At 72.4% G+C, this 21,304-nt stretch carries 16 protein-coding genes; 4 read left to right on the top strand and 12 right to left on the bottom strand.

Features of this window, described 5'->3' with window-relative positions:
* Positions 1-195: 195 nt before the first annotated feature.
* On the top strand, positions 196-1,491 hold the full coding sequence (locus OG897_RS08295) for a hypothetical protein (RefSeq protein WP_266656671.1): 1,296 nt from the start codon (positions 196-198) through the stop codon (positions 1,489-1,491).
* Positions 1,492-1,521: 30 nt separating this feature from the next.
* Positions 1,522-1,737 carry a zinc ribbon domain-containing protein gene (locus OG897_RS08290; RefSeq protein ID WP_266654336.1) on the top strand — a complete coding sequence of 72 codons (216 nt, stop codon included), beginning with the start codon at positions 1,522-1,524 and terminating at the stop codon, positions 1,735-1,737.
* A 22-nt stretch (positions 1,738-1,759) separates the two neighbouring features.
* Here OG897_RS08290 and OG897_RS08285 read toward each other — a convergent pair whose 3' ends face one another.
* Positions 1,760-2,419, bottom strand: a complete 660-nt coding sequence (locus OG897_RS08285) for an O-methyltransferase (protein WP_266654334.1) — start codon at positions 2,417-2,419, stop codon at positions 1,760-1,762.
* Positions 2,420-2,495: 76 nt separating this feature from the next.
* Here OG897_RS08285 and OG897_RS08280 point away from each other — a divergent pair, with 76 nt between their 5' ends.
* The gene (locus OG897_RS08280) at positions 2,496-3,167 is read left to right on the top strand and encodes a DedA family protein (RefSeq protein WP_266654332.1); all 672 of its coding nucleotides are present in this window, start codon (positions 2,496-2,498) and stop codon (positions 3,165-3,167) included.
* Here OG897_RS08280 and OG897_RS08275 read toward each other — a convergent pair.
* The 3 genes from OG897_RS08275 to OG897_RS08265 all read right to left on the bottom strand — a co-directional run bounded on the left by OG897_RS08275 (position 3,100) and on the right by OG897_RS08265 (position 7,763).
* Entirely contained in the window at positions 3,100-3,975 is an 876-nt protein-coding gene (locus tag OG897_RS08275) for an HAD family hydrolase (protein ID WP_266654330.1), read from the bottom strand. The two genes, OG897_RS08280 and OG897_RS08275, sit on opposite strands and share 68 nt — an antisense overlap.
* On the bottom strand, positions 3,972-6,491 hold the full coding sequence (locus OG897_RS08270) for a phosphoribosyltransferase (protein ID WP_266654328.1): 2,520 nt from the start codon (positions 6,489-6,491) through the stop codon (positions 3,972-3,974). The genes OG897_RS08275 and OG897_RS08270 overlap by 4 nt, the downstream gene beginning before the upstream one ends.
* 90 nt (positions 6,492-6,581) lie before the next feature.
* The gene (locus tag OG897_RS08265) at positions 6,582-7,763 is read right to left on the bottom strand and encodes an HpcH/HpaI aldolase/citrate lyase family protein (protein ID WP_266654326.1); all 1,182 of its coding nucleotides are present in this window, start codon (positions 7,761-7,763) and stop codon (positions 6,582-6,584) included.
* A gap of 188 nt (positions 7,764-7,951) precedes the next feature.
* On the opposite strand from OG897_RS08265, the gene OG897_RS08260 reads away from it, so the two are divergent.
* Positions 7,952-8,842 (top strand): TerD family protein, encoded by an 891-nt coding sequence (locus OG897_RS08260; protein ID WP_266654324.1) that lies wholly within the window; start codon positions 7,952-7,954, stop codon positions 8,840-8,842.
* Between the two features lie 222 nt (positions 8,843-9,064).
* On the opposite strand, the gene OG897_RS08255 is transcribed toward OG897_RS08260, so the two are convergent.
* From OG897_RS08255 to OG897_RS08220, 8 genes are all read right to left on the bottom strand, one after another.
* Positions 9,065-9,655, bottom strand: coding sequence for a hypothetical protein (locus tag OG897_RS08255; protein ID WP_266654322.1), 591 nt, complete (start codon positions 9,653-9,655; stop codon positions 9,065-9,067).
* A gap of 169 nt (positions 9,656-9,824) precedes the next feature.
* A complete protein-coding gene (locus OG897_RS08250) occupies positions 9,825-11,789 on the bottom strand; it encodes a hypothetical protein (RefSeq protein WP_266654320.1) in 1,965 nt (654 codons plus the stop codon).
* Entirely contained in the window at positions 11,790-12,938 is a 1,149-nt protein-coding gene (gene wecB, locus OG897_RS08245) for a non-hydrolyzing UDP-N-acetylglucosamine 2-epimerase (protein WP_266654318.1), read from the bottom strand.
* A 51-nt stretch (positions 12,939-12,989) separates the two neighbouring features.
* Positions 12,990-14,963, bottom strand: coding sequence for a hypothetical protein (locus OG897_RS08240; RefSeq protein ID WP_266654316.1), 1,974 nt, complete (start codon positions 14,961-14,963; stop codon positions 12,990-12,992).
* 394 nt (positions 14,964-15,357) lie between these two features.
* Complete coding sequence (locus tag OG897_RS08235) at positions 15,358-16,986, bottom strand: hypothetical protein (RefSeq protein ID WP_266654314.1); 1,629 nt, start codon at positions 16,984-16,986, stop codon at positions 15,358-15,360.
* A gap of 252 nt (positions 16,987-17,238) precedes the next feature.
* On the bottom strand, positions 17,239-17,919 hold the full coding sequence (locus tag OG897_RS08230; protein ID WP_266654312.1) for a hypothetical protein: 681 nt from the start codon (positions 17,917-17,919) through the stop codon (positions 17,239-17,241).
* 293 nt (positions 17,920-18,212) lie between these two features.
* Positions 18,213-18,527: an LPXTG cell wall anchor domain-containing protein gene (locus OG897_RS08225; RefSeq protein WP_266654310.1), complete on the bottom strand. Its 315-nt coding sequence runs from the start codon at positions 18,525-18,527 to the stop codon at positions 18,213-18,215.
* Complete coding sequence (locus OG897_RS08220; RefSeq protein WP_266654308.1) at positions 18,475-21,303, bottom strand: isopeptide-forming domain-containing fimbrial protein; 2,829 nt, start codon at positions 21,301-21,303, stop codon at positions 18,475-18,477. The genes OG897_RS08225 and OG897_RS08220 overlap by 53 nt, the downstream gene beginning before the upstream one ends.
* Position 21,304 lies beyond the last annotated feature (1 nt).

Genomic DNA, 21,304 nt, shown 5'->3' with positions numbered 1-21,304 from the left:
GGACAATGAACCAGGCAGGCGGACACGGCACGGGAGAGGGATGTGACGGCGACAGACGCGCAGCCGACCACGCAGCGAGTACGCCGTCGGGCACGGCCCCGTCCGGATGACGCTTCCGCATCCGGGAGGGCCCCGGGCCCCGGTCGAGGGGCCCCGGTGGTGCGGGACGCGGTGGTGCGGGACGCGGTGGCGCTGATGCTGCTGCCCGCCCTACTCCTGCCGCTCGCCGCCGCCTCCTTCGCCGGGGGCGGCACCCGCCGCTGGTTCGGCGGGCGCAGCGAGAGCGCGCGGGCCGACGCGCTGGCCGCCAAGGACGCCGCCGCGGCGGCCTTCTACGAACTGGACACCGCCCAGCGCGACCTGCGGATCTCCATCGAGACCATCACCGCCGTGGACAGTTCGCCGGGGGCCCGGCGCACCGCCGAGCAGTTCGCCTCGCTCGGGCACCGCATCGACGAGGTCAGCCACACCTACATCACCGCCGTCGACGCCCACGACCTGGAGCGCGACGACCTCGACGCGGGCGACGCCGCCGAGGCGCGGGCCGAGCTGGGCCGGGCCAAGGACGATCTCGTACGGGTCAAGGGCGAGCTCGACCGCTTCTCGCAGAGCCTGACCCCGCTGCTCGACAAGGCCGAGACCCAGCTGGCCCGGCTCGCCCCCGCGGTGGAGCGGGCCCGGCAGGCACTGCTCGGCGCGAGCAACGCGCTGGACGAGGTACGGGCGGCGGGCCTGCGCGCCGACGACCTCGCGGCGCGGCTCGCCGCGCTGGCTCCCGAGCTGACCCGGCTCAACCAGGGGGCCGGGCAGCACGGCGTACCGGAGACCCTCGCACGCGCCGAGAAGGTGCAGCGGGACGCCGAGGCGGTACGGGTCGAGGCGGCCGGGCTTCCGCAGCGTGCGGCGGAGATCGACCGCAGGCTGGTGTCCCTGCGGACCCGCGCGCAGGCGCTGACGACGCGGGCGGGCAAGGTCGACCCGGTGCTGAGCGAGCTGCGGCGCAGATTCGCGGCGGCGTGCTGGCAGGACCTCCAGCAGGTTCCGGCACAGGCGGGGGAGAGCGTACGGCTCGCGGAGCAGCGGTTGAAGGAGGCCGGGAAGGCGCGCGAGGAGCAGCGCTGGCCGGACGCCACCTCGCTCCTCAGCACGGTGCGGGCGCTCCTGAACGACACGGACGAGGCGGTGTCGGCGGCCGGGGACCGGCTGCGGCGCCTCAACGCGGTGTCGAAGGACCCCCAGGTGGAGATCCAGCGGACCCGCTTCGCGATCCGGGACGCGCAGCGGCTCGCCATGGCGGGGCGCAACACTCCCGACCCGCGTCATGCCCGGCCCCTGGACGACGCGGTCGGCCGTCTCGACCGGGCGATCGCGGCCCTGGAGGGGCGTCACCCGGACTACTGGCACTTCCTGACGGAGACGGAGGCGGTGCGTTCCACCGTCGGCAGGGTCGTCTCCACCATCCGCGAGGAACGGGGCGCGGGGGCTGTCTGACCGGCATCCCCGCCCCACTACCCTGTCCCCATGCCCCGCTACGAATACCGCTGCCGCCCCTGCTCCACCACCTTCGAACTCACCCGCCCCATGGCCGAGTCGGCCGCCTCAGCCCCCTGCCCCCAGGGCCACACCGACACGGTCAAGCTCCTCTCCGCCGTCGCCGTCGGCGGCACCGCCGCCCCCTCCGCCACCTCGGGCGGCGGAGGGGGCGGCGGCTGCTGCGGAGGCGGCTGCTGCGGCTAGCCCCGCCCCCACAGGCCCGGCTTCACCGTTTGCGGGAGAGCGTCACCCCGTCCGCGATCCCGAGCATCACGCTCTCCATCCGCCCGTCCTCCGCCACCCGTTCGTTGAACTCCCGGATCGCCACCGCGTTCCCGGTCGCCAACGGGTCCACCACCCCGCCGTGGAACAGCACGTTGTCGACCACGATCAGCCCTCCCGCCCGCATCCGAGGCACCAACTCCTCCCAGTACGCGACGTATTGAGGCTTGTCCGCGTCCAGGTACGCCATGTCGATGTGCGGCTCGTCCGGCATCGCCCGCAGCGTGTCGAGTGCCGCCCCGAGCCTCAGCTCGACCCGGTCGGCCACCCCCGCCTTCTCCCACGCCTCACGCCCGTACGCCGTCCACTCCTCGGAGACGTCGCACGTGATCAGGCGTCCGCCCTCCGGTAGCGCCTGCGCCATCGCCAGCGCCGAGAAGCCGGTGAACGTACCGACCTCCACCACGTGCCGCGCCCCCGTCAGCCGCACCAGGAACGCCAGCAGGGGGGCCTGTTCCCGGGCCGACTGCATCATCGCCGAGTCCGGGAAGCGCTCCCACGTCGTGTCGACCAGCTCGCTCTGCACCGCGTCCAGCGGCGGATTGTGCGCCAGGACATAGGCGTACAACTCGTCCGTGATCTTCGTCGTGTTGCCCTTGGTCATCGGCCTCTCCTCACACATCGGCGTACGGGATCGCATTTCAGTCTGCCTTCAGGGCAGCCGATCTACCGTGGACGCCATGGTCGCAAGCAGCGCAGCACCCCCCGCCCCCTCCTGGATCACCGGTCTCATGGAGGCCATGGGCGCCCCCGGAGCGGGCCTCGCCATCGCCCTGGAGAACCTCTTCCCGCCCCTCCCCAGCGAGGTGATCCTCCCGCTGGCCGGGTTCGCGGCGGGGGCCGGGCGGATGAGCCTGTGGGCGGTCCTGCTGTGGACCACGGTCGGGTCGGTCGTCGGAGCGCTCGCGCTGTACGGGGTCGGGGCGCTGCTGGGCCGCGACCGTACCGTCGCGCTGGCGGCCAGGGTGCCGCTGCTGAAGGTGTCGGACATCGAGAAGACCGAGGCGTGGTTCGCCCGGCATGGGACGAAGGCGGTGCTGTTCGGACGGATGATCCCCGTCTTCCGCAGCCTCATCTCCGTCCCGGCCGGTGTGGAGCGCATGCCGCTGCCCGTCTTCCTCGGGCTCACCACCCTCGGCAGCGCGATCTGGAACACCCTGTTCGTGATGACCGGATACCTGCTCGGCGACAACTGGGAGCAGGTCGCGGGCTACGTCTCCGTGTACTCCAAGGTGGTCCTGGGCGTGGCCGCCGCCGCGGTCCTCGCCTTCGTGGTGGTACGGGTCAGGAAGCGGCGGAAGCAGGCCCAGGAGCCGCAGCGGGGGCACCGCCGGACGCCGACGCGGCGATGAAGCGCCGCAGGATCTCCTCGCCCGCCGCCACCCCCGTCTCCTCAAGTGCCGTGACCCGCGCGGCAGTCCAGCCCTCGTCGGCCAGCTCCCCGTGGCCGGGGCGCCAGCCCCGGTCCGCCGCGAGGAGCAGGTCGGCGTCGAGGAGGGAGTCCCCGGCGGCGAGGGTGAGGCGGGCACCCGTGCGGCGGGCCACCTCGCGGACCGCGGCGCTCTTGGTGAGCGGGGCGGGGACGACGTAGAGCTTGCGGCCCTGGAGGGAGACCGTCCAGCCGCGCTCGCCCGCCCACCCGGCGAGTTCCTTCACCCAGCCGTCCGGGAGCAGGGCGCGTTCCACCACGAGGTACGCGAAGAGGTCCTCGGCAACCCTGTCCTTGAGCAGCCAGACAGGGTCCGCCGTACGGGCCAGACGGTCGCGGACCTCGGCGAGCGGAGCGCACGCGTCGGCGATCCCGGCGGCCACCTGCCGTTGCCAGTCGGGGTCGGAGACGCCGTCCACGAGGAGGTGTCCGCCGTTGGCGCAGATCGCGAACCTCGGTACGGGGACCGGCAGTCGGATGCGGTGGTACTGCTCGCGGGTCCGGGTCGTGGTCGGCACGAAGAGCGCGGCGGCGGCCAGCTCGGGCAGCAGTCCGGCCGCCCGCTCGGTGACGTACGAGAGCGGCTTGCCCTGGTACACCTCGACGCACAGCAGGCGCGGCGCCTGGGCGTCCGGCATCCGCAGGCCGAGCGCGGCGGCGGAGTAGATGAGGGTGCGGTCGAGGTCGCTGGCGACCAACACCGGTGCGGTAACGCCCACTTGGGTGATCACTTGACCTCCACCGCCTTGCCGTCCGCACCCGTCGCGCCCCGCGTGTAGCGGGGGTGGATCAGGCCCATGCAGGTGTACGGGAGGTCCTCGACCTCCTCCACGGGCACGCCGCGCTGCTCCGCGAGCAGGCGTATGTGCTTCAGGTCCGCGTCGGCCCCGCGCTTGGCCAGGATCTTCCAGGGGACGCGGCGCAGCAGCACCCGCGTCGTCTCGCCGACGCCCGGCTTGACGAGGTTGACGTCGTGGATGCCGTACTCCTCGCTGATCCGCGTCACGGCGGCCCAGCCCTCCCAGGTGGGGGTGCGGTCCTTGCCCTGGAGGGCCTTGGCCTCCGCGACCACGTCCTGGGCGACGTCGCCGAACCGGGCGGCGATCGCGTCGAGGAAGTCGTTCGAGACGTCGGAGTCCGCGAGTTCGCGGTAGAACTTGCCGCCGTGGAAGTCGCCGGGCCCGACCAGGTCGGCGCGCAGCACGGTGCGTGAAATGAGCCCGGACACCGTGGAGTTGAGGCACGCGGAGGGAATGAGGAAGTCCTCGCGGGTGCCGTACGTGCGCACGCAGGAGCCGGGGTCGGCGAGTACCGCGATCTCCGGGTCGAAGCCGCTGAGAGTGTCGCGCGCGCCCTCCTCGGCGTGGAACTCCTCTATCGCCGAGGCGAGTTCGCGTGTGATGGCCCCCTTGCCGGTCCAGCCGTCGACGAAGACGACGTCCGCCGGGTCGTGGTGCGCGGCCAGCCAGCGCAGGGCGTTGGCGTCGATGCCCCGCCCCCGCACGATGGACACGGCGTAGTGCGGCAGGTCCAGACCGTGCCGGTACTGCGCCCAGCGTCGCATCAGTACGCCGACGGGCGTGCCCGCACGGGCCAGCGAGACCAGTACCGGGCGCGGAGGGGGGTCCCCCCGGCGCTTTCGGCGCTGGGGGAGTTCGGCGAGGACGGTCTCGGTGACGACGCCGACCGCCCGCGCGATGCGGGCCGCCGACTCGTCGAGGGCCGCGCGGAAGAGTTCCTGGTACTCGGCGGTGGGCTGGTACTCGACCGGCAGCGACTCCGCGTAGTGCGCGCCGCCCGCCTGGATCGCCTCCTCGCGCTCCTCGGTGGGGGCCTCCAGAGTGACGTCGGAGAGGTCCTGGAGGAGCCAGCCGACCTCGTCGGGCGCGTAGGAGGAGAAGGCGGGGCCACGGAGCGGTTCGGGCAGCACGGAGTTCTCCTGGGCGCGGGGGTGCGGGACGCACGACGGAACGTACGACGGTACGACGGCCAGCGCGACGCGCCCGGCGTGCGGGGCGAGCCGGGACAACAGCCCGTCAGGGGCGTGGAGTTGAGCGGTGTCGGCGACCGAGTCGACCACGACGAGCACGGTGTCGAAGGCGGCGCCCGCCACGTTGTAGGCGTAGCGCTCGCCGGGGCCGTCGGCCGGGTCGTCGTGGGCGGGGAAGGCGAGGCGGGTGCGTATCGCGTATCCGGGGTCGTCGACCGCGAGGACCGGGGAGCGGGTGGTGGTGGAGTACCGGACGTCGAGGCCGGACTCCTCCAGGGCGAGCCCGATCCGCAGCGGCGCGTACATCAGCTCCTCGAAGCCGAGGACGAGCACGCGGCCGGGCTCGGCGCCGAGCGCTTCGACGACCCGCGCACCCATGGCGGGCACCGAGGCTTCGAGTTCGGCCCGGTGCCCTGCCGTGAAGCCGTGCCGCCCTCCGTCGGGCACGGCCAGGGGCCAGCGGAGATCCACGCGGAGGGCGGAGGCGGCGGACGAGGCGGAAGCGGCAGACGTACGCTGCTGCTCCGGCATCCGCGTGCCTCGCGACTCCTCCTGCTCGACCAGCAGCCGCCCCTTCTCCAGCACCCCGTCCGGCAGGCGCACCGTGCCCGAGGCCCGTGCGATCAGGTCGACCCGGGCCCCGATCTCCGCCGCGAACGACTCCAGGCGTGCCCGGTCCTCGGGGGTGCGCATGTCGACCAGGGCGACGACCACGTACCGCTCGCGGGGGTGGCGGGCGTGCAGGTCGCGGATGGTGTTGAGGACCGTGTTGCCGGTGGAGAACTCGTCGTCGACCAGGACCAGCGGTCCGTCACCGGCGAGCAGCCCCGGGTCCGACGGCAGGAGCAGGTGCGAGGTGGCGTGGGAGTGCGCCTCCTCGAAACCGCCCGCCGTGGCCACCCCCGCGACCGGCCGCCGGGTCGAGTGGAGGTACGGGGCGAGGGCCAGGCCGTCGGCGACGCAGTGCCCGAGACCGGTGGCGGTCTCCGCATAGCCGAGGACGACGGCGCGGGACGCCTCCCGGTCGCCGAGGAGGGCGCGCACCTCCCGGCCCAGCGCGAACCCGGCCCCGTACACGAGGGAGGGTTTCTGCGGGACGTGCTTGCCGAGGACGTTGGAGACGAGGAGGTGGGCGCGCTTGGGGTTGCGCCGCAGGGCGAGGCCGAGCAGGTCGTGCAGCGACTCGGGCCCGGGGGCGCCCCCCTGGACCAGCTCCACATCCAGTCGCTCCGCGACCCAACTACCCGTCCATACCACGCTGTTGCTCTCTCTTCCGATCGTCACGCTGGTCTTCGCACTCGTCGTCACACTCGTCGTCATGCTGGTCGGCACGCTTGTCGTCACGCTTCAGACCTGATGCCCCGCGAGCCCCGCGAGTCCCGCCGCCAGCAGCTCCACGAAGCCGACGTCCTCCCCCGCCACCCCGAACACCTCGGCCCGCAGCAGCGTCCGCTCCGCCCAGGCGCGGTGCGGCTTCACCTCGTTCATCTTGTTCGTGTAGGCGGAACGCATGACTCCGCCGCCGTCCCGCTCCGGTCGCAGGATGTCCCGGGCGTCGCCGTACTCCTCGTGGCTGACCACGGAGAGCGCGTGCACGGGCAGGACGTGCGAGGGGTGGATGCAGGTCTTGCCCTGGAGACCGTTGGCCCGGTCGAGGCCGATCTCGCGGAGCAGTCCGTCGAGGTCGTGCGCGATGAGCGCGGTGCGCAGATCCTCCGCCCGCCCCTCCAGGAAGGGGCTGCGGCGCAGCTGCGGCTTGAACATGCGCTCCTGGACCTTGAAGTACTCCCAGACAGGTCCGGTGATGGTGAACCCGGTGCCGTCGGAGCGGCCGAGGGCGTTCACCACGTCGCCGATGACGGAGGCCACGATCTGGACGTCGTACGCCGTCATGTCGGGCGCGCGCCGCAGCCCGTACGCGGAGCAGAAGTCGGTTACGCCGAGCCGCAGCGCGAGCACCCGGTCGCGGTACTTGTCGACGGTGCGGGCGATCCCGACGAGGGTTTCGGTGCGGGTCTCCAGGTGGAGGAGCTCCGGCGACTCCAGTACGGGCATCGCGAAGAGCCTGCGCCCGCTCGCCGCCTCGGCGGCCGTGAGCGCCTCCAGGAACGGAACGCCGCGTTCCTCGGTGAACTTCGGGAGTACGAATCCGGACAGCAGTCGCACCGCGTCGCCGAGCCGCTCCGCCAGGTCCGGAATCTGCGCCGGTTCGCGCACCCGGACGAACAGGAGGGGGGTCTCGACGCCGCGCCCGGCAAGTTCCGCGAGCTGGCGGACGAGGTTCTCCTCGGCGGCCTCGACGTCGTCGTCGGCTATCGAATCCTCCAGGCAGAGCACCATGGAGACCACGCCGCGCCCGGCCTGCTTGACGATGTCGTCGGCGAGCCGGGGGCGGGTGGCGGGGCTGTAGAGGGTCGCTCCGAGGGCGGCGGCGAGCACCGGCGCCGGGGAGTCCGCGTCGAAGACGGCGGGCTCCCGGTGGAACAGGCCCTTCCGTACCGCCGCAGGGATATGCCCGAAATGATGCATCTGAGTACCCCCGAGCTGGCATGGTGAACGTCGGACATGTGGCCGGTAATAGTACGTAGGAGCAGGGGTCCGGAGTTCCCCTCTCACGTGAATTCCAGGTAACCCGCAGGTCCCGGCACCTCCCCCGACCGTACGGGAACGGGCCCCCACGTTGTCCGCGCGGCCTTCGGGGAGGCAGGATGACCGGCATGACGCACGCCATGATGAAGGGCGCGAACGTACCCCTCGACGCCACGGCCGTAAGGGCCGTGCTCCGGTGGACCCCGGGGCCCGGCATCCCCGACGTGGACGCCTCGGCCCTGCTCGTGGGGTCCGACGGGCGTGTGCGCAACGACGAGGACTTCGTCTTCTACAACCAGGTCCGCCACCCCTCGGGCCTGGTGCGCAAGCTCTCCATGAAGCGCATCCCCGAGGGCCTCACCGACACGATCGTCGCGGACCTCTCGCACCTCGACGCCTCCGTCGACCGGGTGGTGATCGCCGCCTCCCTCGACCTGGACTCCTTCGAGGGCGCCACCTTCGCGCACGTCCGTGACCTGCGCATCCTGCTGTACGACGCGACCGCCGCCAGTGACGAACCGCTCGCCCACTTCGACGTGAAGCCGGAGACCGGCGAGGAGACGGCCGTCATCTGCGGCGAGGTCTACCGGCGCGGCGAAGGATGGAAGTTCCGCGCGGTGGGGCAGGGGTACCCGACCGGGCTGATCGGCCTGGCCACCCAGTTCGGCATCTCGGTCGACGAGAGCGAGTCGCCGGAGGCCCCGGCGGCCACCGCGTCCGGTCCCGCCTCCCCCGCGAGCGCGCCCCCGGCACCGGCCCCGGCCCAGGAACCCGCCACGCAGGCCGTACCGCCGACCGCCTCACCCGCCCAGCCGTTCCCCCAGCCTCCCGCGCAGCCCGCCTACGGCTATCCGCACGCCGTACCGCCCCCGCCGCAGGCCCAGCCCACCTACGGCTACCCGCAGCCCGCGTCCGGCCAACCGGCCTACGGCTACCCCCAGCCCGCGGCAGCCGCGGCCCACGCCCCGGACCCGAACTTCCGGCTGCCGCCGCAGGGGCCGCAGTTCATTAGGGGCTAGCACAGCATCAGGGGTTAGCACGGCATGAGGGGCTAGCACAGCAGCAGGGGTCAGCACGGCATCCGGGGCCGCGACACGACGGCACTTCCGGACGCGGCAGACGGCGGCGGGGCCGCCCGGTATTCCACCGGGCGGCCCCGCCGCCGTACGTACGGTCTCGGCCCTGCCTACCGCTCAGGGACCCAGCCGCTCAAAGACTCAGCGACTCAGCGACTCAGCGACTCAGCCGAGGATCCAGCCCGCCGCCTCCATGAGGAAGACCGCCGCGTCCTCGTCCGAGTCCGCCTGGTTGTTCGCGTCCACGTCCCGCGCGGGCGGCGTGGTCGTCGGCACCGCGGCGGCCGACCGGGACGCCTGCGCCCAGGCGTCCTGCGCCTGCTTGAGGGCCTCGGGGGTCTTCGCCACCGCGACCTGTGCCACCCGGTTGGCCGCGTCGGCCACCTTCGCCGCCGCCTGCGCGGCTGCGACGGCCGTGGTGGCCGCCTCGACCTCCTTGTACGCCGCCTCGGCCTCGGCGAGCGCGGCGTCGGCGGCGGCCTTGTTCTCCGGCATGACGAAGTAGTTGGCCGTGCGGGCCCGGTAGATCCCGCCCAGTGCGCGCTTCTTGTGGCAGGCCAGCGCCGACGCCTCGTCGTCCCGCTCGTCGGCCGGGTTGCACAGCCACGGCGCCGCGTCACCAAAGGCGACCCGCTCCGCCGCGCTCGACGGCAGCGCCGCTCCGGCCAGTACCAGCCCGGCCGCCGCGGCCAGCACCGCCGCCCGCGCTCCGCCGCGTACTCCCGTTCCCGTTCCCGTTCCCGTTCGCTTCAGCACCTCGCACCACTTCCCTCTTGTGAATCGCCCCGCAGCGCTGAACGCTCCGGGCGCCGGTTCCGCCCCACGACACGATCAGTCTCGGCACATGCCGCACCGCAGCGCACGCCCGGCGCGTCCACCCGGTTGTCCTCGACCCGAATGCCGCCCGGGTGCCGCCCGGGTGTCCTCAGCGCTGCGTCGTGCGCTCCTCGCACAGCGCCCGCTCCGCCGCCCCCGGGTCGTCCGGGATCCGCAGCGTCGTCCGCCCCCACGCCCCCGTCAGGTTCGCCCAGAGGCGCCCGGCCGTCAGCGGCTCGCGCACGGCGGCCAGCAGGTCCACCGGCCCCGGGCAGGCCAGCGCCCGCCGCCCCGCCGCCACCGACTCCCGTACCGAGTCCTGGTAGGTCTCCGCGTACGAGCCGGGCACCGCGTAGTCGGCCATCAGCCACTCCCCCGACAGGGACTTCTCGTGCCCCGGCCGTCCCCGCTCGCCCATCTCCAGGTGCGAGGCGAGCGGCGAGGTCAGCCCGAGGGTGTCCACCGCGTGCCCGTCCAGCGGCACGAGCGCGCCGAGACTGCCCGCGTTCTGGCCGGAGACCACGAGTCCCGTAGCGTGCTTCGGAAGCAGTTCGGTACGCCCGTACAGCCAGGCCGCGTCCCCCCGGAACAGCAGCGCGCGGGCCGGGCCGATGCCCTTCTCCCGCAGGTCCAGGGCCTCCTTGAGCGTCGGCGACGCCTTGGCGAGCGCCGCCGTGAAGGGGGCCCCGTCCAGCGGGCGGTCGGTCTCGGTGGCCGCCGACCACCACAGGCGTTCGTCGGTGACGCCGCCGGGCCCGTACCCGGCGCCGTACGAGGGGCGCATGACGACGGCGCTCAGTACGGCCCACACCCCGACCAGCGCCAGCGTCGCCAGCATCGCGGCGCGCGCCCTGGTCGCCCTGGCGGGCAGCGGCACCACCGTCACCGGCAGCACCAGCAGGAACAGCGCGGGCAGCAGCAGCCGCGCGTGCATGAAGTCGCCGCCGACCACGACCACGTATCCGGCGCTGAGCACCCCCGCCCCGAACGCGGTCCGCCGCAGCGACTGCCGCGCCCGTGCCTGGGGACTCTTCCCCGCCCCTGCCACCACCGTTTCCCGGCCCCCGCCGCCCCGGCCCTCGTGGTGCACCACGCCGACCGCGAAGGCGACCACGAGCAGCACCGCGACGAGGCCGAGCCAGTAGCTCCGCTCCAGGTCGACGACGTACCCGATGCCCCGCAGCACCTCGCTCGCGAGGCCCTCCTTGGCGACGGCACTGTTGGGCACGAGCATCCCGTAGTACGCCATGCGGAAGATCTCGTACGTCAGCGGGAGGGCCAGCGCGCACAGCCCGGGACGCCACGCCCGCCGCCACTCGCACCCGGCCAGCGACCGCAGCACCAGCAGCAGACAGCCGGACACCAGGGCCAGTTCCGGCCGCACCAGCGGCCCGAGCCCCAGCAGCGCGGCCAGCAGGCACAGCCGTGCCTGCGGAGCCCGCTCGGGAAGCCGTACGACCAGACCCGCCAGCACCCACCAACACAGCCCCAGCCATGCCATGACCAGCGGGATCTCCAGACCGGAGGTGGTGAAGTCCCAGAACGGCGGCAGCACCGCCACCACCAGGCACCCGGCGGGCAGCACCCGCACCGCCGCGCCCTGCGCACCCCCCTCGCCCGTCCCGAGCCCCACCAGCCGGGCCGTGCCCAGGCAGCCGAGCAGCAGCCCGAGCGGGGCGAGCAGCAGCCCGGCCAGCAGTGCCGCGTGCTCCGGTGCGAGACCCGTCACCCAGGACCCGGCCGCCAGCAGCCAGGCCCAGGCGGGCGAGGTGACGGACTCGACGCGCTCGCCCGCGTTGAACACGGGGCCGTTCCCGGCCAGGATCTGACGGACCGTCCGCACGACGATGAGCCCGTCGTCGGACATCCAGCGCCGCTGCCAGCCCATGAGCAGCAGCAGGACGGGAGCCGTCAGCAGGGCGGCGGCGCGCAGCACGCGGGCGCCCCGCGGGTCCGGCCCGGCCGGGACGGCCGTGCGGGCGGCGTCCGGCGTCCGGGCCGGGGCCGGAATCCGCGCGGTCCGTGACGCGGTGGCGTCCGGGCCCAGAACGAGGGTGGCGACGGGTTTGGACACTTAGCCGTCCCTGTCCACCAACCGTGCGACGGCCTGGACGATCCGCTCGCTGGCGTGTCCGTCACCGTACGGGGACGGGGTGACCGCGAGCCGCGCGTGCAGGCCGCCGTCGGCGAGCATCGCATCCGCCGCCCTACCCAACTGGCTTCCGGGCTGGACGAGTTGGGCGAAGCCCGCCTGGATCGCCTCGGGCCGCTCGGTGGAGTTGCGCACGACCAGGAGCGGCTTCTTGAGCACCGTGCACTCCTCCTGCACACCCCCGGAGTCGGAGACCAGCAGGCGCGCCCCCCTGGCCAGCGACAGGAACTGCGTGTGGTCGACCGGTTCCACGGTGTGCAGCCGGTCGAGTGCGTCGCCGAGCCCGGCGCGCAGGGCCGCGTTGCGGGTGCGCGGGTGCAGCGGCATCAGCACCGGCAGCGGGAACTTGGCCAGTTCGGTGAGGATCGAGCGCAGCCGGGCGGCGTCGTCGGTGTTCTCGGGGCGGTGGATGGTGGCCAGCGCGTACGAGTCGGCCTGCACCCCCACGTGTTCCAGGAACCGGAGCGAGTCCTCGACGGGCGGCAGCGACAACTGCACCGCCTCGACGATGGTGTTGCCGGTGAGCTCGATCCGGGAGGGGTCGACGCCCTCGCCCAGCAGGTTGTTCATCGCGGTCGCGGTGGGCGCGCAGTGCAGGTCGGTGACGGTGCCCGCGACCCGGCGGTTGATCTCCTCGGGCATGTTCCGGTCGTACGACCGCAGGCCCGCCTCGACGTGCACCACGGGGATGCCGCAGTAGTGGGCGGCCTGGGCGGCGGCGGAGACGGTGTTGGTGTCGCCCTGGACGACGACCGCGCTGGGCCGCTCCTCGGCGAACAGGTTGCCCAGGTCGGTGATCATCCGGGAGATCTGGATGATCTGCGAGCTGCCGCCGACCCCGCGCAGGGTGGCGTGCGGGGCGGGCATCTTGAACCCGGTGAAGAAGGTGTCGGTGAGCGAGGGGTCGTAGTGCTGGCCGGTGAAGACGACCCGTCCGCGACGCCCGAGCAGGCGGCTGACCTGCGAGAGCTTGATGATCTCGGGTCGGGTGCCGAGGACCACGGTGACCGGGGGTCCATCGGGTCTGATCAGCGTCGGGGTCCAGGGCACGGCCGCTGGCTGCGCGTTCAAGGGCACCTCGTGGGGGGAGAAGGGATGGGGGAGGTACGGCAGAGGAGCGGTTCAGGGGGTGCGGGGGGCGTCACGCACGGGGGCGGGGGGCCGGTGGCCGGTGGCGGGGGCCCGGTGGCCGTTCTTCGGGTCGAGCGCCGGGGTGCCCTTGCGCGGGCAGAACTCCCGTACGGCGGCGGCCGGTTCGCGCGGAACGCGCAGGCGGGTGCGGGATGCCGAGCCCACCAGGTTGCGCCAGAAGCGTCCGGCGGTCAGGGGTGCGCCGGTGGACTCGCGGAGTTCGGCGAGCGCGCCGCAGCCGAGCGCCCGCCGGGCGGCGGCGACGCGGTCCGGGGTGGCGCCGACCTCGTCGTGGTGGCGGGTCAGCTCGCCGGGTCCCGGCAGGGCGGCGGCGGGGGCGGCGTACCGGGCGAACAGCCAGGCGTTGCCGAGGTACTTCTCCTGTCCCGGCCACCAGCCGAGCACCGGCACGAGGTGCGCGGCGAGCGGGTCGGCGCTCCCCCACAGGTCGGCGACGACGGTGTCCAGCGGGGCCGCGCCGGACACCGCGCCGAGGAATCCGGCGGCGACGACGGGCCGGTCCACGCCCGGGGCGAGGGGCAGTGCGCGGTAACTGCCGCGCGCCGGGCCCCCGTCGAAGTACCAGAGGGAGGGCTGTGCGGAGCGCACCGCCGTGGTGAGGGCGGGGAACGCGGCACTCCAGGTGCGCTCGCCGGGGTGCCGGTCACCGGTCGTCTGCACCATGTGGGCGCGCTCGTCGAAGAACCTGCCGTCCCCGCCGTCGTACGGCGCCCGCAGGGGCGAGACGCAGACCGCCGCCCACACGACGAGGGCTCCGACGACGGTCACCAGGACACGCCGCACGGGCACCGCCATGACCGGCAGCAGTACGGCGAACAGGGCGGGAAGCGCGCCGCGGGCGTGCAGTTGGTCGCCGCCCACCCGCCACACGTACAGCGCGAGAAGGCATCCGGCGAGCAGCGGCGCCCCGGCGAGGAGGCTGCCCCGGCCCTGCCGCAGGGCGGTCGCCTCCAGCGGCGTGCGGCGCGGCGCGACCAGCTTGTCGGCGAACGCGTAGAGGAGGGCGAGACCGCCGAGGAGGGTCAGCGGCAGCAGCATCCAGTACGAGTCGACGAAGTCTTCGAGGTAGAGGCGGCCGCGCTCGCTGTGGACGCCGGTGGCCTCGTGGGCGATGGCGGGCAGCGGCAGCAGCACGCCGTAGTACCCGGCCCGGAAGATCTCGTACGCGACCGGGAGGGCCAGCGCGGCGGCCAGCATCCCGGTGACGGCACACCGGGCCGGGCGCAGCATCCACAGCAGCGCACCGAGGAACACCAGGGAGACGATGGCGAGTTCGGGCCGCACCAGCGGACCGAGCCCGACGACGAAGGCGCAGAGGTACGGGAGCGAGCCCGTCCGGCTCTCGTACAGCTCGCCGGGGCGGCCCCGGGGGCGGCAGGCGACCATCAGCCGCCAGGCCCCCGCGGTCCACAGGAACACGGCCCCGGTGTCGAGCCCCGCGGCGCTGAACTCCCAGACGGGCGGCAGCGCGAGCAGCACCAGCACCCCGGCGGGCAGCATCGGCAGGCGGCGGCCGAGGAGGTGGCCGTGCAGGACGCGGGCGCCGTCGACGGCGAGGGCGAGCCCGGCGGCGGCCAGCAACAGGCCCAGGACGACGGTCAGCCGGGAGAGCGCGGAGTCGGGGGTGAAGGCCCCGAAGGCGATGACCATGCCCTGCCAGAGCGGGCTGAGGAAGGCTTCCGCGCGGTCGCCCGCGTTGAGGACGAGGCCGTTCCCGGCGAAGAACTGCCGGGCGGTGCGCAGGTGGACGCGGGTGTCGTCGGCGACCCAGCGGCGCTGGACCCCGAGGAGGACCAGGGCGCAGGCCCCGCCGATTGTCAGTGCCGTGTTCCACCATGGGACGAGACGGGAGGAGACGGGGGTGGTGGTGTCGCCGAGGGGCGACGCGTCCGAGGGAGAGCCGTGGGTGGCGGAGGCGGGAACCGCGTCTGCTCGGGCGACCATGCGCACTCCTCGGGGCTGGGCGGGGGAACGGGTGGCGCTCCGGGCGGGGAGCCGGCGGCCGGGCCGCCGACTCCCCGGCCCCGGAGGGCCGGACCTGCGGGCGCGCATCGCTGCGCACGGAGGGATACGGGGCCCGGCGCTCGCGCGCAGGGGCCGCCCGGGGCACCCTCGGGTGCCGGGGCCTCGCCCCGGGGACCGGAACGGTGCCGGGGCGGGTCCGGTGGCGGGCGCACGTCACCGTGTGCCCGCCGCCGGAGGGGTGGGGCGGGGCCGACCGCGTGGTGTGCGTCCGGAGTGGACCGGTACGCCGCCCGTGGCGGTCGGCCCGCCGGCCGGTACCGCCCCCTGGGGCGGGGGTCGGCGGGGAGTCCCGCCCGGTACCGGCGTGCCCTGGCTACGGCATGCCGTGACCCGGCTTGTGGCCACCGCCGCCATCCGGCTTGGGCTTCTTGTCCGGGGTCTTCTTGGTGACCGTGGTGGTCGTGGTGGACGTGTTGTCCTTCGGGTTCGGGTCCGTCACCGTGGGCGGCGGGGTGACCTTCGCCGTGTTGACCACGTTGCCCGCCTTGGACGCGGTGCCCATGATGGTGATCGTCGCCTTGCCGCCGACCGGGATGTCGACCTTGGCATTGATGTTGTTGCCCGAACCGCTGCTGCCCGCACCGCACTTGGCGCCCATGGTGGCCGCGCACTTGTACGTGGTCCCGACGATCGACGACGGGACGGCGTCGACGACGGTGGCGCCCATGGCGTTGGCCGGGCCCTTGTTGGTGACGGTCAGCGTGTACGTGACCTTGCCTCCCGAGACGACCTTCGCCGTGCCGGTCTTCTTGAGGCCGAGGTCCGCCGGGGCGTTGATAACCACGTTGCGGATCTCGTAGTTGCGCGTCGCGCCACCGGTGGAGGCGCCGAAGCCGAGCTTCAGCGTCGCCGGGAGGGCGGTCTGGCCCTTCCCCTTGGTGATGTCGTAGTCCTTGATGACGACCTTGCCGTTCAGCGTCACGCTGAGCTTGCCCTTGCCGTCGTACGAGAGCTTGACCTTCTTGCCCGCGCCTCGGTCGCCCTCGATGCCCACGCCCGGCTTGGTGCCGGTCAGGTACTCGAAGCCGGTGTTCTTGTCGCCGGAGCCGCGCACCGAGACCGTGTCCGGCGAGTAGCCGAGCGCGTTGTCGAAGCCGCCGAAGGGCTCGGAGCCGTGGCCGTTGCCCGCCGCGTCGCCCGCGTAGTTGCCGTACTCGTCGAAGCCGACGCCGATGTAGCCGCCGGTGACGCCCTCGCGCGGGGCCGGGCGGGGGTCGCCCGGCTTGCAGAACGCGCAGGAGTAGCCGAGGCCGGGGCCGGTGGCGCCAGGACCGGAGTCCTTCGCACCGTCGATCAGGAAGGCGCTGAAGCCGTCGCCGTAGTGGTCGAAGCCGGTGTGGCCGTCGGTGAACTTCGTGCCGCCGTAGGCCGCGTAGTCGAACTCGACGGTGAAGCCCTGGGTGGAGGGGAACGCCTTCTGGAGGAGGGCGACGCCCTTCTTGTCCGTCTCGGCCGGGGTGAGCTTCAGCCAGCCGCCGTCGAGCTTCGCGGAGCCGTCCAGCTTCCAGTCCGGGGCGGTGGCGCCGGAGAAGGTCTCCTTGACCGGGAACGGGGAGGCCATGGCGGCCTTGCTCCCGAGCGCCCTGTCCGGTCCCTGCGCCGCGAGCTCGCGGACCGAGTCGACCAGTTCCTGGGCCGTGCGGTTGCGGTTGGCGTTGTCCGCCGGAGCGGGCACCGGAGCCGGGACCGCGCCCTTCTGCGCCTCTGCGGCGAATTCGTCGGCGACCTCCCGGGCGATGTCCGCGGCCATCTTGTTGGCCAGGGCGCCGATGGGGTCGGCGTCGCGCTTGGCGGACGCCGCCGTCCCGGTGGCCACGGACGAGGTGTCCGCGAACGCCGGGGAGGACATGAAGGCCGTGAGGGCCAGGGAGCCGGTGACGACCGCTGCGGGCAGCCGGCGGGTCACCCGCTTCGTGCTGCGGACTGCTGAACTGGCTGACACTTGCTGTCTCCAAGAGGTGGTTTTCCGACAGTGCGTCCGCCGCCCCCTGCGTACCCAGGAGTGAGAGCACGAACACACTTGGTGATCTTTCCGTGCTCTGCATATCAACATTCGGGGATGAATATGCTGATTTCTATAGCATTTCGCCCCCTAATGGACATATCGGTTACTTGCATCGGCCTAACGGAGCCGCGCACGCGAGAGGGCGACACCTGACATTTCGTCAGATGCCGCCCTCGACCCCGGCCGCCGTCAGACCGCGATGCGCGGCCCCGCCCCGTCCTGTCCCTGCCTGCGACGGGCGTAGACGACCGCGGCGAGCGCGACCGCGGCGCCGCCCAGGATCCACGGGTCGACGAGCGGGATCTCGGCCCGCGAGACCACGGTGAAGTCGTCGATGTCGATGTACTTGGTGGACATCGCGTTGGTGCGCGGGTCCCAGAAGTCCACCCCGCTCGAGAAGATCCGCACCGCCCCCGGCTGGGCGTCGGCAGGCACCTCGTACGTCACCTTGATCTCGGCGCGGGAGCCGGGGGGCCACGGCTTCCCGTCGCCGACCGCTTCGTCGGCGAACTTGCAGGCCGCCTTCGGGTTCTTCGGGTCGCCGCTGTCCAGGTCGATCCACCCGGCGGGGCAGGTGTAGCTCGTGTACCAGGAGGGGAAGGAGCTGTCGTTGTAGAGGTAGACGGTGAGCGTTTCCGGCGTCACGTCCGTCGTGTCGTTGATGACCGTGAGGACGCCGTCCACCCGCTGCCCCGGCATCACCTGCTGGCCGCTCGGAGACAGCGAGACGCTGGCTCCGCGCCCGTCCATCCGGGCACCCTGCGGCCCCGCCGGAGGCCGCTCCGGTTCCGCCGCGGCGATCCCGGTTCCGACCGGGCCGACCAGGGTACTCAGCAGCAGGGCAACAGCAGCAACACGCCTACGCATCATGTTCTCTCCAACGGAAGGGCTGGCCGACGATCGGTTTGCCGGGGCGCTCCGACCGTAGGTCGACGCCACCCCCCAGTCGGGCGCAGACACCCGTGCGCCCGCCGCTTGCACCCGGCAAGATCAATAGCCCCGATGAGCTGATGACCCGCCAGTAGCACTGCGGGACGGCTCCGGGGCCGCCACGACACGGCGTGAGGCCCGCACCGGGACGGTGCGGGCCTCACGCTCACCCGTGGAGCTGTTCAGTTGTGATGACGCTCAGTCAGCTGCCTTACGGCAGTGACCGGTTGTGCTCAGTGGTTGCGTCGGCGCGAGGCCGCCAGGGTCAGTCCGCCGCCGAGCAGCAGCAGACCGGAGACGCCGCCGATCGCCAGCAGCGAGTCGGTGTCACCGCCCGTCTCGGCGAGCTGTCCGAGGCTGCCGCCCTGCGGCTGGTGGCCGTTGCGCTTGCACGGGTGCGTGGCACCCGGCTTGTGACTGCACGGCTTGACCGGCTTGACCGGCTTGCACGGGTTCTTCGAGCCCGGCTTCTTGCTGCACGGCTCCGGCTCCGGGTCAGGACCCGGCGGAACGGGCGGGTCGACGACGACCGGCGGGACGATCTCCACCGTGGCCGAGCACACCTTCTCCGGCGGCTCGTTCGGGTTGCCCGGGCCAGCAGTTGTACTCCGTGTTGACCGTGTTCGTCATCATGGCGCCCTTGTTCTTCGGGAGCCCCTTCAGCGCGTCCTTGCGGACGGTGACGCTGAAGGTCACGACGGCCTTCTCACCGACCTTCAGCGGACCGGTCCACTTCAGCTTGCCGTCCGCGAAGGACACCGCACCCGGACCCTCGACGACCTTGATGTCGTCGTTGTAGTCCGCGTACTTCAGCACACCCGGAATCGCGTCCACCACGTAGTCGAAATCGGGGTCACCCGCGACCTCGGCCTTGCCCGAGTTCTTCAGGCTCCAGGTGTACGTCACCGTCTCACCCGGCTTCACCTTCGCCGGAGACGCCGTCTTCACCGTGTTCAGGTAGGCGATACCAGTGTTCGTGTCGCAGCGCGGGTCGCCGTTCTCACAGTGACCGGCGTTCTCCCCGTCCTCCTCGGCACGGCGTACCGCACCGCGGACCGACGACAGGTCGTAGACGCTGGTCAGGGTGTTGTTCAGTTCCATGTTGCCGAGGTTCTGACGCTTCACGGTGACCGAGTACACGATCGTCACGGTCTCGCCGACCCTCAGGTCGCCCTCCCACTTGAGCGAAGCGTTCGCGCCCCCTGTGAAGGTCAGCCGCCCGGCGGGGCCGGACTGCACCTTGGCGTCGTTGTTGTAGTTGGCGTCGTCCAGGACGTCCCGGAGGTCGTCGGTGGCCCTGAGCCTCGCGCCGCCGACCAGGTCGACCTTGCCGGTGTTGCTGAGGACGATCGTGTAGAAGTACTTCTGCCCCACCCGGGGCTGGGCCGGACGGCCGGTCTTCGTCATCGTCACGTCCGCGATCGGCACCGTGGTCCGGCACTGCGGGTCCGCGGCGGGATTCGCGCAGTTGGAGTCCGGCACGGTAACGCCGTTGTCCAGCTGCTTGTCACCGGAGGCCGCGCGCGGGGTCTGCACCCGGTAGGCGATCTCCAGCTTCTCGTTGCGGCCCAGCGGACCCGTCCACGTCAGCTTCTTCGTCGCCGGGTCGTAGACCGGGGACGGGCTGACCGCCCGGCCGTTGATCGTGGCGGTCGGCGCGCCGCGCAGCGTGGCCGCGTCGAGCACCTGGGTCAGGTCGTCGGTGACGTTGACGGGGTTGCGGGCCGCACCCGGGTTCTCCACCACGATCGTGTACTCGACCGTGTTGCGGGCGCCCGCGACCTTCTGGCCGACCGTCTTCTTGACCTTGAGCGGCGTCTCGATCGTGGTGACCTGGGTCGTGCACTCCGGGGCCGTACCGGCCTCGCAGTTGGAGCCCTCCACCTTGACGACGTTGTTGAGCTTCTTGTCGCCCGCGAGCGGGTTCTTGACCTTGACGTTGTACGTGAGCACCAGCTTGGCGCCCGCGTCCATCGGACCCTTCCAGGTCAGCTTCTTGGCCGCGGCGTCGAAGACGGGGGCCGCTGCGGCCGCGCCGTTGACGGTGGCGCTCGGCGTGCCGTCGATGTCGGCGGCGTCCAGGACGGCCGTCATGTCGTCGACGACCTCGACCTCGTCACGCTTGTTGCCGGGGTTCTCGACCTCGACGGTGTACGTGACGACGTCACCCGCCTCGGCGGTGGTCTTGCTGACCGCCTTCTTCACCTTCAGCGGCACTTCGGTGATCTTGGTGTTGGTCTTGCAGTCGTTCGCCGTGCCGTTCGCACAGTTCGAGTCGGGCGCCGTGATCACGTTGTCGAGCTGGTTGTCGGTGCCCGCCAGCTTCTTGGTGCGCACCCGGTAGGTGATCTCCACCTTCTTGCCCACGGCGAGGTCGCCGCTCCAGGTGAGCTTCTTGGTGGCGTCGTCGTAGGTGGGCGGGTCGACGGGCTGCCCGTCCACGGTGGCCGACTGCACGCCGGTGATCTCCGCGGCGTCCATGACCTTGGTCATGTCGTCGGTGATCTTCGCGGGCTTCAGGTCCGCGGTGCCGGTGTTGGTGCCCGTGACCGTGTAGGTCACCACGTCGCCGTACTGCGCGGTGGCCTTGTCGACCGTCTTCTTGACCTCAAGCTGCTGCGGAACGCCCACCAGGCGGGCGAACAGGCACGCCCCCGTGGTGGACCGCTCCAGCGTCTGCCAGGTCTGGATCAGCGGGTTGCTCGGCGAACAGGTCACCTTGCCGGAGCCGTCCCGGGTGCCCTCGCGGAAGCCGCGCAGGTCCAGTTCGTACTTCTTGCCGTTGGCCGAGGTGAACGGCTCGATGGTGCCGCCGCAGTCGATCGTCACCGGGTCCGGGACGTCACCGGGACGGTTGTCCGTCTCGATGACCTTCCAGGTGCAGACCACGTCCTTCTTCTGGAGGAAGAGGTGCAGCTTGCCGGTGACCTGGGGGTTCGAGGAGCTGCCCTGGATCACGTTGTTGTAGCGCGAGACCTCGGCCATCTGGAAGTCGGTCTCGACGTCCTCGACCTGCTTGACCGAAGGCTTGAAGCCGATGGCGCTCTGGTCGCCGACGTTGTTGGCCGGACAGGCGCCGCCGCCCCAGAACCCGGAGCGTCCGGACCAGGTGGCGATCACCTCGTCGGTGCTGGGCCCCTGGTTGATGTAACCGCCGCAGGGGAACGTGCCCCTGTTGAAGTCGGACAGCGACGCCGTGGGGGCCTCACCGAAGTCGACCGTGTCGGCGAACGCGGCGCGCTCGCCGCCCGGCGCGGGACGGCCCGCGGCGAACGCGGGGGCGTTGACGCCCGACATCAGCGTGGCGACACCTACGGTGACCACA

The sequence above is a fragment of the Streptomyces sp. NBC_00237 genome, from assembly GCF_026342435.1.
Lineage (GTDB): Bacteria > Actinomycetota > Actinomycetes > Streptomycetales > Streptomycetaceae > Streptomyces.
The sequence above is the reverse complement of the archived record's forward strand: the minus strand, read 5'-3'. Positions and strand labels throughout refer to the sequence as shown.